Raw genomic sequence first — 12603 nt, 5'->3', positions numbered from 1 at the left:
AAGAGCCATGCCCATGCAAACCGGGCAAGGCAGCCAAGGTAACCAGCGGGTGCTGGTATGGCAACCGAGGCGCCGCTCCTTCCGGGGAAAGGCGTCCAGGAACAACGCTTCGCGACATTACCGTTTTGTAATATCGTTCTGGACTCGCCGCTGCTAGGTTCTGCGCGAATTCGTCGTCCGCTTCCTTGAACTGCTTCAGAGGTTTGGCTTGATCCGGCAAATCCTGGCCTCGCTCGCCATCCTTGCCCTCGCTGGCATGGCTTGGCTTTTTCTCGTTCCCGGCGCCGCCGAAACCCTCGCGAAAGTGGGGATAGCGCTGCCTTTCGGCCCGCCTGCGCAGGCCGAAGCGGCGCGTGGGCCGGGCGGCCCCGGCGGCCCGCGCTTTGGCGGTTCGGACCGCGCCACCAATGTGGTGACCTCGGCCGTGGTGGAAGCCACGATCAACGATACGCTCAACGCCATCGGCGAAGGCACCCCGGTTCGATCAGTCACCGTTACGGCGGCCAGTGCCGGCACCCTGGCCGATGTGCTGGTGCGCCCCGGGCAGATCGTACAGGAAGGCGACGTCATTGCCCGCTTCGACGCGGCGGCCGAGCAGATCGAATATGACCGGGCCATGCTGGCCGTCGACGATGTCGCGGCCACCCTGCAGCGCACCACCGGCCTCGCCAATTCCAATGTCGTCGCAGGCACGGCCCTGGCCGCGGCCGAACTGGCCAATGCCAATGCCCAACTCGCCTTGCGCAATGCCGAACTGGCGCTGGAGCGCCGCACCATTGCCAGCCCCATTGCCGGCTCGGTCGGGCTGATCCAGGTCACGCCGGGCAATTATGTCGGCGCCCAGACCGCCATCACCACGGTGGACGACACATCCGCCATCCTGATCGATTTCTGGGTGCCCGAGCGCTATGCGGCCCAGATCCGGCCCGGCATGGCGGTGACGGTCAGTGCCGTGGCCCTGCCCGGCCGCAGCTTTACCGGCGATATCTCGGTCATCGACAATCGTATCGATCCGGCCAGCCGCACCCTGCAGGTGCAGGCCGAAATCCCCAATGAGGACCATGCGCTGCGGGCCGGCATGAGCTTTTCGGTGGCGCTGGCCTTTCCGGGCGAGAACTATCCGGCGGTCAATCCGCTGGCCATCCTGTGGTCGGCGGAAGGCTCCTATGTCTGGAAATACCAGGACGGCGCCGCCACCCGCGTCATGGCCGAAATCATCCAGCGCAACAGCGATGGCGTGCTGGTCCGCGCCGATCTGGCACCGGGCGATGCCGTCATCACCGAGGGCATATTGCAGCTGAGCGAGGGCACGCCGGTCACCGTGCTCGAAGGCCCGGGCGCCGAAACCAGCCAGACCGCAACCGGAAGCTGACGGGGGAGGCCGCGCCATGTCCATTGCCGACAAGAATGAACGGGGTGGCGCACTGGCCAGCCTCTTCGTGCGGCGACCGGTCATGGCCGTGGTCATCAATGCGCTGATCATGGTGGCCGGGCTGGCGGCTTTGCTCGCCATCGAGGTCCGCGAATTGCCGAGCGTCGAGCGACCGGTCCTGTCGATCTCCACCAGCTTCCCCGGCGCCGCGGCCGAAACCGTGGATCGCGAAATCACCGCCACCGTGGAAGGCGCCGTCGCCCGCATGCAGGGCGTGGCGGCCATTTCATCGAGTTCCTCGGTCGGCAGCAGCCGCGTCACGCTGGAATTCACCGAAAGCACCAATCTCGATATCGCCACGTCCGACGTGCGCGACGCCCTGAGCCGGGTCACCCGCGGCCTGCCCGATGGAGCCGAGGACCCGGTGATCTTCAAGTCCGACAGCGACGCGCAGGCGGTGATGCAACTGGCCGTCACTTCCGATGCGCTCAGCGTGGCCGAGCTCAGCGAAGTGGTGGAAAACATCATTGCCGAACGGCTCGGCGCCATCGACGGGGTCGCGGAAGTCCAGGTCTATGGCACACGGCAGTCGAGCTTCGAGATCGATGTCGATCCGGTCAAGCTGGCCAGCCGTGGCCTTACGGTTGCCGATGTGCGCAACGCCGTTGCCACCATCGCCTTCGATGCCCCGGCCGGCTCGATCAACGGCCCCAACCAGAATATCTCCGTCCGCGCCATTTCCGAGGTGACCAGCCCCGCCGATTTCGAGCGCCTGCCGGTGGGCGAGCGGACCCTGCTGGGCGATGTCGCCACCGTGGTGTTCGACGCGGCCGCCAGCACCTCGTCCATCCGTGCCGATGGCAGACCGGGTATCGGGCTCGGCATTGTTCGCCAGGCGCAATCCAATACGATCGCCATTTCCGAGGCCGTTCACGATGCCGTCGACACGCTCAACCAGACGCTGCCGGCGGGGGTGAACCTCAAGATTTCCAGCGATGACGCCATCTTCATCCAGGGCGCGCTGCATGAAGTGGAAATCGCGCTGATCGTCGCCCTGGTGGCGGTCATCGTCATCATCTACCTGTTCCTGCTCGATTGGCGCGCCGTCATCGTGCCGGCCGTGTCCATGCCCATCGCCCTGCTCGGGGCCGTTGCAGGCATGTATGCCTTCGGCTTTTCGCTCAATATCATCACGCTGCTGGCGCTGGTGCTCGCCACGGGACTGGTGGTCGACGACGCCATCGTGGTTCTCGAAAACATCGTGCGACGCAAGCATCTGGGCGCCGGACCTCGCGCCGCCGCCGTGCTCGGCACGCAGGAAGTGTTCTTCGCCGTCGTCGCCACCACGCTGACCCTGGTCGCGGTCTTCGTGCCGCTGTCCTTCCTCGAAGGGCAGACCGGCCAGCTGTTCCGCGAATTCGGCTTTACCCTGGCCATCGCGGTGCTGCTGTCCTCCATCGTCGCCCTGTCGCTGGGGCCGATGGTCGCCTCGCGCTTCCTGCGGGATGATGGCAGCAAGGGCGGCCATGGCGGCCCGATCGGCGCCGTCGGCCGCGCCTTCGGCAGCCTCTATCGCGTCACCCTGCGCGTGGCTTTGCACAACCCCGTCGTCGTGCTGCTGATCGCAGCGCTCTTTGCCGGCTCGGCCTTTTTCGTCTTCGACAATATCCGCCAGGAAATCACGCCGCCCGAAGACCGTTCGACGGTCAGCATCAGCGTCTCGGCGCCCAATACGGTCAGCCTCGATTTCGTGCGCACAAGGCTCGGCCAGGTCGAAGCCATGCTGCAGCCCTATCTGGATAGTGGCGAGGCGACCTCGCTCTTCGTGCTGTCCGGCTGGGGCAATGGCGGCTTCATGACCCTGACGCTGGCCCCCTGGGACGAGCGGACCCGCAGCCAGCAGGACATTGCCACCGAAGTCACCAATCTCATGGCCCAGGTGCCGGGCGTGCGCGCCTTTGTGCGCCAGGGCAACAGCCTGGGCATTCGCGGCGGCGGCTCGGGCCTGCAATTCGCCGTGGCCGGCTCGGACTATGCCGTGCTGGCCGAAACCGCCGAAACCATCGGCGATGCGCTGGAAGCGGACGGCCGTTTCGGCCGCGTCAGCGTCAATTTCGACACGACCCAGCCGCAGCTGACCCTCACGGTCGACCGCGCCCGCGCCGATGCCCTGGGCATCGACATCAATGGCCTGGCGACCACGATGCAGGCGATGATCGACGGCGCCGAAGTCGGCAATATCTTCATCAACGACACGTCCTATTCGGTGCGCATGGTGTCGACCGCCCATCCGGTGAACGATCCGCGCGATCTCGAAACCCTGTTCGTGCGCACCGGCGACGGGCGCTATGTGCCCATGTCCACCATTGCCACGATCCAGGAATCGGCCGTGCCGCCATCGCTGCGGCGTGAAGCGCAGCGCCGCTCGGTCAGCGTCTCGGCCAGCCTCGAAAACGGCCTGGCGCTGGGCGACGCCTATGTCGAACTGCTCGATATCGCCACGCCGCTACTGCCCGAAGGCACCTCCATCCTGCCCCTGGCGGAAGCCAAGACGCTGGGCGATGCCAATAATGCCCTGCTGATGACCTTCGGCTTTGCCCTCGTCATCATCCTCCTGGTGCTGGCCGCGCAATTCGAAAGCTTCTGGAGCGCCATCATCGTCATGACCACGGTGCCCTTCGGCATCGCCGCGGGGCTCTACGCCATCCTGGTCACCGGCGGCAGCCTCAACATCTTCAGCCAGATCGGGCTGGTTCTCGTCGTCGGCATCATGGCCAAGAACGGCATTCTCATCGTCGAATTCGCCAACCAGTTGCGCGATCGCGGCCGCTCGGTGCGCGAAGCCATCGAGGAAGCCTCCAATATCCGCCTGCGGCCTGTCATGATGACCATGATCGCCACTATTGTCGGCGGCGTGCCGCTGGTGCTGGCCTCTGGCGCCGGGGCCGAAGCCCGCTCGGCTTTGGGCTGGGTCATGGTCGGGGGGCTGTCCTTTGCCGCCATTTCCACGCTCTACCTCACGCCCGTCGCCTATCTCCTACTCGCCCGCTTCTCCAAGCCCAAGGCCGAGGAAGAGGTCCGCCTGGAGCGCGAACTGGACGACGCCCTTGGCGGCCGGTCGCCGGCGGAATAAACAACCCTTCTGCTGAGCGGCGCGACTGGCAGCCAGTCGCCACGCCTTTTCTTCGAGACCCGACATGAGCAGCGACGCCACCGTGAGACGGAATATCTTCGTTCTCGCCCTTGCCCAGACACTGGGCGGATCGAACGGCCCGATCGTCATCTCGCTCGGGGGCCTGGTGGGGCAGGAACTCACCACCGATGCCGCGCTCGTCACCCTGCCGGTGAGCCTCTACAATCTGGGCCTGGCGCTGGGCACGCTGCCGGCTGCCTTCATCATGCGGCGGTTCGGGCGGCGCAGCGGCTATCTGCTAGGCGCATGTTGCGGCACAGCGGCGGGCCTCATCGCCTTTCTCGGCATCTACTGGGCCTCGTTCTGGATTTTCAGCCTCGGCACCTTCGTCGCCGGCTTCTACGCGTCCTATGTGCAGAGCTATCGCTTTGCCGCCGCTGACGGCGTTACCGGCCCGCTGAAAGGCATCGCCATTTCCTCGGTGATGATCGGCGGCCTCGCCGCGGCCATCCTGGGGCCGCAGCTGGTGATCTGGACGCGCGAAAGCATCCCCATGCTGCCCTTTGCCGGCGCCTTTATCGGCCAGGCTGCCTTGGCCCTCATGGCCATTCCCGTCCTGCTGCTCTTGCGCGCGCCCGATCGTGCCGAAGCCCGGCAGGGACAGCTGTCCGGTGGGCGGCCGATGGGCGAAATCCTGCGGACGCCCCGCTATATGCTGGCCGTTGCGGCCGGCGTCGTCTCCTACGGCCTGATGACCTTCGTCATGACCGCGGCGCCGATCGCCATGGTGCATACGGGCCATTCCGTCGATCACGCGGCCCTGGGCATCCAGTGGCATGTGCTGGCCATGTTCGCCCCCAGCTTCGTCACCGGGCGGCTGATGGCCCGATACGGCAAGGAAAAGATCACCGCGATCGGGCTGGCGATCATCGGCGTTTCGGCCATGGTCGCGCTGTCGGGCCTCGATATCGGCCATTTCTGGGTTTCACTGACCCTGCTGGGCATCGGCTGGAATTTCGGCTTCCTCGGCGCCACCGCCATGGTCACCGACTGCCACACGCCCGAAGAGCGCAGCAAGGTCCAGGGCACCAATGACTTCATCGTCTTCGGCATCGTGGCCATTGCCTCATTCACCTCAGGGGCGCTGCTCAACAGTTCGGGCTGGACCATGCTGAACTGGCTGGTCCTGCCCGCCGTCGCCCTGATCCTGGTCCCGCTGATCTGGCGCATCCGCCAGGCGCCGGCCGCCACGGCGGCGTAAAAGGCAGGGCGATCTTTGCGACGGCTGGCAATGCGCATCGGCGGCTCGCTCAGTTCCTGCCCATGGCCAGAAGACCATCGGCCAGCTTCTCCGCCAGCATGATGGTGGGGAGGTTGGTGTTGGCGCGCGGCACCCGCACCATGGACGAGGCGTCGATGACATGGAGGTTCTCCATGCCATGCACCAGTCCCGTTCGCCCATCCGTAACGGCGGCGGGGTCGTCGGCCCGGCCCATGCGGCAGGTGCAGGAGGGGTGCCAGCCCACAACCGTGTGCTTATGCACCAGCGCGGTCATGGCGTCATCGTCGCGCAGGGCCAGGCCCAGATCGTCACCGGCGGCAAACAGGCGGTCGATCACCGTGTCCCGCAACTTGGATGGTCCATCGGTGAGCAAAGCCGGCACCATGGTGGCGGCCCAGTTGCGCAGATTGACGTCTCCCACCAGCTTGGCCATGGCGCCATGCGTGGCGGCGAAGGGATGCGCTGCCGCCGCCTCCAGCGCCTCTGTGGCATAAAACGCCGCCATCTTGCGCACCGCGACTTTCATCCGCGCGAGATCGCGCGCGTCGGACAGCATTTCGAGCCGCATGTCCGGCTGGCCGTTCGGATTGGCCGGATCGAGCCGGATGAAGCCCTGCGAATAGGGCTTGTTGATCCAGCTGAACAGCGAGCCGATGCGCAGGCCCACCGGATGCCAGGCCGATTTGGCGACGACGACCATGAACATGTCGCTTGGCCCGCAATCGGCCAGGTCGGACGAGAAGCGCAGGCCCGACTGGACATGGCGGCGGGGAACCGCCCCCATGCGCGATCCCCGACGAATCCAGGACGACATGGCGATGGAGGGATGTTCCTGCAGGTTCCTGCCAACACCCTGCAGGTCATGGAGAACTTGAACCCCGGCCGCCTGGAGCTCATCGGCCGGACCGATGCCGGCGCGCAGCAGAAATACCGGCGAGCGCGTCGCTCCGGCCGACAGGATTACCCGGCGCGCCAGGATATGCTCCGTCCCCACCCTGACCCCGATGACCCGGCGGCCATCCATCAGCAATTCATCCACCACGCTGTCGGTCCTGATGGTGAGATTGGGCCGCGCGCGCGTTGCCGCGTCGAGATAGCCCATGGCTGCGGAAATCCGCTGCTGGCGATTTGTGGTCAGCGAAAGCGGGAACCAGCCATCTTCGAACACGCCGTTCTGGTCGCCGATATTTCGGTAGCCACCCGCCGAAAAGGCCGCCGCCGCTGCCCGGGTAAAGCCGGGCCACTGGCTCTCGGGCACCCGGCTGATGGCGATGGGGCCATCGCCCCCATGCAGGGGACCGTCATAATCCATGTCGGTTTCGAGCTTGCGGAAATAGGGCAGCACGCTTTGCCAGTCCCACCCCTCGGCGCCCAGTTCCGCCCATTCGTCATAGTCCACCGGCAGGCCGCGATTGCCGATCTCGCCATTGATGCTCGAACCGCCACCGATCAGCCGCGGCTGGCCATAGGCCTTCAGGGGCGGCCGGTCCGGGTTATTATGCGGCACGGGCAGCAGATGCGCCTTGAGGTCCTGCCACTGATAGGACGGGTTGAACGCCGCCCGATAGGGATAGACGTCGCGGATTTCATCGGGCTCCTGCCCCGGCTTATGGTCGACGCCTGCCTCGATCAGCAGCACGCGATTGGCGCTGGCGGCCGAGAGGCGATTGGCCAGCACGCAGCCGGCGGAGCCGCCGCCCACGATGACGAAATCATAGCCTGACGTCACGGCCGGTCACCCCTGAGCGTGAACTCCTGGAAAGCCGTGCGATTGGCCAGGATATAGTCCCAGTCATAGTCGACGCCGAGCCCCGGACCATCAGGCACCGGCATGCAGCCATCGGCGCCGATATCCTCGAGCGCATCGCTATAGCCCGAGCCGAAGACTGGCGGCACGGGATTGGCCACGCCGGGCGCGACGAGGGAGAGCTCATACCAGTTCGAATTGCGCATCGAGGCCATGCAATGGCGCTGCGCCGGTCCGGCAGCGTGAATTTCGCAATCGAGCCCGAAGGCCTCGGCCAGATGCGCAGTCTTCATCGTGCCGGTAATGCCCATGTCGTAGTCGGGATCGACGCGGATATAATCGGTGGCGCGTTCGCCTATCCAGGCCGCCTTGCCCTCCAGCCCGCGCACATGCTCGGTCAGCATGAGCGGCGTGCGGATGTTCTCCTTGAGCTGGCGGGCGGCATGGGGCGACCAGCCGGCGTCCATGAACGGATCTTCGAACCAGAGATAGCCGCCCTCGTCGCAGGCCCGGCCGACATAGATGGCGTCGGCGAAGGTCTGCAATTCGCTGGCCGCGTCATACATCAGCGCCATGCGGTCGCCGACGCGCCTGGCACAGAGCAGGAGATTGGCAGCCTCTTCCTTGGGGTCGCCTTCCCCCCAACCGTGGATCTTGTATCCCTTGTAGCCGAGCGCGAGGCACTCTTCGGCAAAGTCCGCATAGGCCTCGATGGAATCGAGAATGCCGTGCCGGCCGCCATTGAGCGTGCTGGCATAGGTCGGCAGGCGCTGGCGATAGCCACCCAGCAGCCGCCATACCGGCCGTCCGACAGCCTTGCCGGCCAGGTCCCACAGCGCGATATCCAGCGCTGAATGGCCGATGGCCATGTAGTGACGGTGAAAGCGCTTGAGCTTGTTGTAGATGGCTTCGCGCTCTTCGGCGTCTTCGCCCAGTATCTGGCTGGCCAGCGCCTTGACCTGGCCCACCATGGCGCCGTTCTTGCCGCTGTGGACGCTGCAATATTCGCCGCGCGCGCCGTCCTGAGTCTCGATCACCACGGCAAAGGCGGAGAGGCGGCTTTGCTCGCCCTTCATCACGCAGCGATTGCCGCTCTCATCCATGCCCAATCCGTCCACGGTGTAGCCGAATTCGTGGATTTCCACCTTGGCGATGCGCGAGCCGGGCCGTGCCCCAATGATTCTTTTCATTTCATCCCTTAGAATTTCTCGCTTGCAAAGAGCTAAGCTGTCTGACAGAACAATTCTAGTCAGACAACAATCTGCCCGTCAACGGATATTGGTGTCGAGGAAACATGGAAGCCGAAAGTCGCAGTGAAAGTGCCTATCGCCAACTGGTCGCCTTCATGGGGCAACTGGATGATGGACAGCGCCTGCCCGCCGAATCCGACTTTGTCGATATGTTCGGTCTGTCGCGCGCCAGCATAAGGGAAGCGTTGGCGCGCCTGCGCGCCGAAGGTCAGGTGCGTTCCCGCAAAGGGTCCGGCAGCTATGCCGTGCACAATGGCTCGCCGGAAATGATGCGCCTTTCGGCCATCGAAACCATGCGCGACCTGGCCGAATGGCACGAGGTCCGCCTGGCGCTCGAAAGCGAGGTGGCGGCCCTCGCGGCCGACCGGCGCACCGACGCGGATCTGGCCAACCTGCAGAAGGCCCAGGCCGACCTGATCGTCCAGCTCGCCAGCAACCACGCCGACAAGGAAGACGTCGCCTTCCATTCAGCCCTGGCGGCCTGCGCGCATAGCCCAAAGCTCAGCGACGCGCTGGGGCGGCTTACCTCGCACATCTTCAAGTGGAGCAGCCTGTCGGCAGAGCGCGGCTTTCTCACCCTGGCCGAGCGCCGGGAACTGATTTCACTCGAGCATGGCGGCATCGTCGATGCCGTGGCGGCCCGCGACGCAGACCGCGCCCGGGCCGAAATCCGGCGGCACCTGCTCAACGGACGCTCACGAGTCCTGAGCACGCTCGAGCGTTAGACCCCCGGAGAAACCGGGAAAATTCAAGCAATGGAGGAACTTGGAATGAGTATCGGCAACCTGGACCGGCGCATGGTCCTGAAACTGGGAGCGGCATCCGCGCTGCTGCCCGCCCTGAGCGGCATCGCCCTGGCCCAGGGCCAAAGCGGCACCATCCGCATCTGGACTTTTCTCAGTGCCGAAGGCCAGTCGCCGCGCGAAGTCGTGCTGCGCGAACTGATTGAGAAATTCACCGCCGCCAATCCGGATGTATCGGTGGTCGTCGAGGCCCAACCCTTCCAGGAACTCGAAACCAAGTTCGTCGCGGCCTCGGCCCAGAACCGGGCACCCGACATTATCTGGATGCGCGACACCTTCCTCGATCTGGTCAATCAGCGCGGCGCGCTTGCCAACCTCGATGACGAACTGTCCGCCGATTTCCAGAGCAATGTCATTCCCGATCTCTATCCGGTCTTTGCCGAAAAATCGGTCATGGATGGCGTTCGCACCTCGCTGCCCCTCTGGCCCTCGCCGGCGCAAATCCTGTTCTATCGCAAGGACGCTCTCGCCGAGATCGGGCTCGATGCACCGCCCCTGACCTGGGACGAGTTCATTCCCGTCGCCGGCAAGCTGACCAGTGGCGACCGTCTCGGTTTCGGCCTGCCGACCAATGACAACAGCGTCTCGGCCTTCATCAACATGATGACCGGCTTCGGTCCGGGCATTTTTGACGCGGCGACCGGCCAGTTCGATGTGACCGGCCCGGAAGCTGTCGAAACTGCCAATGTTGTCCGACAGCTTGTTGCTGCCGGCGCCCTGTCCTCCACCCTGCTCAACGCCATGGGCGACGATATCCAGGATCAGTTTGCCGCTGGCCGCTTCGCCATCGTCCAGGCTTTCGCGCCGCGTTTCGCCCAGTACAAGTCGATTGCGGCAGCCTATGACCCCAATGACCTGGCCGTTTCGGCCTGGCCGGCCTTTGGGGATCGCCCCCCGGCAGTGCTGCTCGGGCCCTATTGGACAGTGGGTGTTTCGGCAAAGTCCGAGAACAAGGCCGCCGCCACCGCCTTTGTGGAAGCGCTCTATACGCCGGAAGCCTCGATGCAATGGGCCGAGGTTGCCGGGCTCGTGCCCGATCGCCGCTCGGTGCAATCCGACCCCTTCTTCAGCACGCCTGAAGCCGAGTCCATCGCCGTGTTCAATGCGCTGCTCGACGCACCGGGGGCCCTGACCTTCCCGCCCAAGCTGCCCGACATCACCAAGGTCTTCCCGATCATGAACACCGCGCTTCAGGAGTTGATCGGCACCGACGAGGATGTGGGCGCCATTCTCGAACGCGCCAAGGCAACGCTGGGTTGGTAATACGATGACGACGACGGCCATTGAGACTTCGGTGGATTCTTCCCGCGCCCTGCACTCAGTGGCCCGCAAGACCAAAATCGTGGGGTCGGCACTTGTCGGCCCCGCACTCATCCTCGTGGTAGCGATCAATGTGCTGCCGGCCTTTTATGGCTTCTATCTCAGCCTCCGACAGGTCTTCTTCTTCGCCGATGAAGGCTATGTCGGGCTGCAGAACTATGTCGAACTGTTCCGCGATCCCTTTGCCTGGCAGGCCATCGGCCGCTCGCTGGTTTTCACCTTCGGGTCTCTGGCCATCGCCGTCCCCCTGGCGCTGGTTTCGGCCATGGGCATCCGCCGCCTCGGCAACTGGGGCAGCATCCTGCTCACCGTGCTGCTCGTGCCCTGGGCGATGAGCCCGATCGTCGTTGCCCTGCTGTGGAAATGGATCCTGGTGCCCTCGCCCGGCGGGCTTGTCGGCGCCATCTTCGCCGCCTTCGGCGTGCCACCGCAGGACCTGCTGACCGATCCGCTCCTGGCCATGCCGACGCTGATCCTGATCGGGGTGTGGCGTAATTTCGCCTTCGCCGCGATCATCCTCACCGGCGGCCTCGGACAGATTCCGCGCGATCTCTACAAGGCCGCGGCCGTGGACGGCCTGGGCGCCTGGGAAGCCTTCCGCAAGATCACCCTGCCGCTGCTGGCGCCATCACTGCTGATCGTTATCTCCATGCTGACCATCAGCTATTTCAACGAGGTCCAGACCATTATCGGACTGACCGGCGGTGGCCCGATCCGGCAGACCACGACCCTTGGCTATCTCCTCTACCACACCGGTTTCGTGGAGCTCGATCAGGGGCGCGGCAACGCCATCGCCATCGTCATGTTCATGATCAACATGCTGCTCATCGCCCTCTACATCAAAATCCTGGGCAAGCAGCCGGGAGCTGCCGCATGAAAACCGGAACCCGAATCTGGCTGGTGCTGGGATGTCTGCTCGCCGCTCTGGTCGCTCTCGGCCCCATCGTCTGGGCGTTTTCGACCTCGCTCAAGCCGACCAACCGCATCTTCCAGGTGCCGCCCGAGCTTATCCCCTCGGTGTCGACGCTGGACCATTATGCCCGTCTCATTTCCGAAGGTGTGCACTGGGCCTTCCTCAATAGCGGTCTCTATGCCGTCATGGCGGTGCTGGTGGCGCTGACCCTGGGCACCGTGGCCGGCTATTCGCTGGCGCGCTACCCGATCCCGGGCAAGCAACTGGTTCTAGTGCTCTTCGTCGGGGCCATGGCGGTACCCGGCTTCGCCGTGCTGCTGCCCACCCAGCTGCTCTTCGTCAATATGGGTCTTTACAACACCTATATCGCGCTGCCCCTGCTCTATGCCGGCCATATCCTGCCTTTCGCGGTGTGGGTGACACGCTCGCATTTCAACACCATCCCGCGCGAGCTCGAACAGGCGGCGCAGATCGACGGCTATTCGCGTTTCGAGGCGGTGTGGAAGGTCGTGTTGCCCGGCGCCAAGCCGGCGTTGCTGGCCGCCGCGACCTTCGGCTTCCTGCACTCCTGGAACGACTATGTCACCGCGACCACCATGGTCGACACGCCGGGCCTGCGCACCCTGCCGGTGGCACTGATCTTCTTCCAGGGTTTCCATGGCCGGGACTGGGGCGCGCTGATGGCTGGCGTCATCATCGCCACGATACCGCCCGTCGTCATGTTCCTCCTGTTCCGCAAATATCTCATCGGCGGCTTCGCTGATGGTTCTGTGAAAGGCTAAT

General features: G+C 64.8%; 9 protein-coding genes. 7 read left to right on the top strand and 2 right to left on the bottom strand.

Going from position 1 to position 12603, the window contains the following annotated elements:
* The first annotated feature begins 208 nt into the window (after positions 1–208).
* The 3 genes from FPZ08_RS18085 to FPZ08_RS18075 all read left to right on the top strand — a co-directional run bounded on the left by FPZ08_RS18085 (position 209) and on the right by FPZ08_RS18075 (position 5766).
* Positions 209–1372 (top strand): efflux RND transporter periplasmic adaptor subunit, encoded by a 1164-nt coding sequence (locus tag FPZ08_RS18085; protein WP_246132701.1) that lies wholly within the window; start codon positions 209–211, stop codon positions 1370–1372.
* Between the two features lie 16 nt (positions 1373–1388).
* Positions 1389–4505 (top strand): efflux RND transporter permease subunit, encoded by a 3117-nt coding sequence (locus FPZ08_RS18080; protein WP_146291568.1) that lies wholly within the window; start codon positions 1389–1391, stop codon positions 4503–4505.
* A 64-nt stretch (positions 4506–4569) separates the two neighbouring features.
* Entirely contained in the window at positions 4570–5766 is a 1197-nt protein-coding gene (locus tag FPZ08_RS18075) for an MFS transporter (RefSeq protein ID WP_146291566.1), read from the top strand.
* 49 nt (positions 5767–5815) lie between these two features.
* Here FPZ08_RS18075 and FPZ08_RS18070 read toward each other — a convergent pair whose 3' ends face one another.
* Both FPZ08_RS18070 and FPZ08_RS18065 read right to left on the bottom strand, forming a co-directional pair.
* Positions 5816–7516 (bottom strand): GMC family oxidoreductase, encoded by a 1701-nt coding sequence (locus FPZ08_RS18070; protein WP_146291564.1) that lies wholly within the window; start codon positions 7514–7516, stop codon positions 5816–5818.
* Positions 7513–8724 carry an enolase C-terminal domain-like protein gene (locus FPZ08_RS18065; RefSeq protein ID WP_146291562.1) on the bottom strand — a complete coding sequence of 404 codons (1212 nt, stop codon included), beginning with the start codon at positions 8722–8724 and terminating at the stop codon, positions 7513–7515. The genes FPZ08_RS18070 and FPZ08_RS18065 overlap by 4 nt, the downstream gene beginning before the upstream one ends.
* Before the next feature lie 104 nt (positions 8725–8828).
* Here FPZ08_RS18065 and FPZ08_RS18060 point away from each other — a divergent pair, with 104 nt between their 5' ends.
* Genes FPZ08_RS18060 through FPZ08_RS18045 form a run of 4 tightly spaced genes read left to right on the top strand, consistent with a single transcriptional unit; the run spans position 8829 to position 12602 of the window.
* Positions 8829–9509, top strand: coding sequence for a FadR/GntR family transcriptional regulator (locus tag FPZ08_RS18060; protein ID WP_146291560.1), 681 nt, complete (start codon positions 8829–8831; stop codon positions 9507–9509).
* A 45-nt stretch (positions 9510–9554) separates the two neighbouring features.
* Positions 9555–10850: an ABC transporter substrate-binding protein gene (locus tag FPZ08_RS18055; RefSeq protein ID WP_186767071.1), complete on the top strand. Its 1296-nt coding sequence runs from the start codon at positions 9555–9557 to the stop codon at positions 10848–10850.
* 31 nt (positions 10851–10881) lie between these two features.
* Positions 10882–11784: a carbohydrate ABC transporter permease gene (locus FPZ08_RS18050; protein ID WP_186767070.1), complete on the top strand. Its 903-nt coding sequence runs from the start codon at positions 10882–10884 to the stop codon at positions 11782–11784.
* The gene (locus tag FPZ08_RS18045; protein ID WP_146291556.1) at positions 11781–12602 is read left to right on the top strand and encodes a carbohydrate ABC transporter permease; all 822 of its coding nucleotides are present in this window, start codon (positions 11781–11783) and stop codon (positions 12600–12602) included. The genes FPZ08_RS18050 and FPZ08_RS18045 overlap by 4 nt, the downstream gene beginning before the upstream one ends.
* The last annotated feature ends 1 nt before the right edge of the window (position 12603 follow it).

The sequence above is a fragment of the Devosia ginsengisoli genome (assembly GCF_007859655.1).
Classification (GTDB): Bacteria; Pseudomonadota; Alphaproteobacteria; order Rhizobiales; family Devosiaceae; genus Devosia; species Devosia ginsengisoli.
The sequence above is the reverse complement of the archived record's forward strand: the minus strand, read 5'-3'. Positions and strand labels throughout refer to the sequence as shown.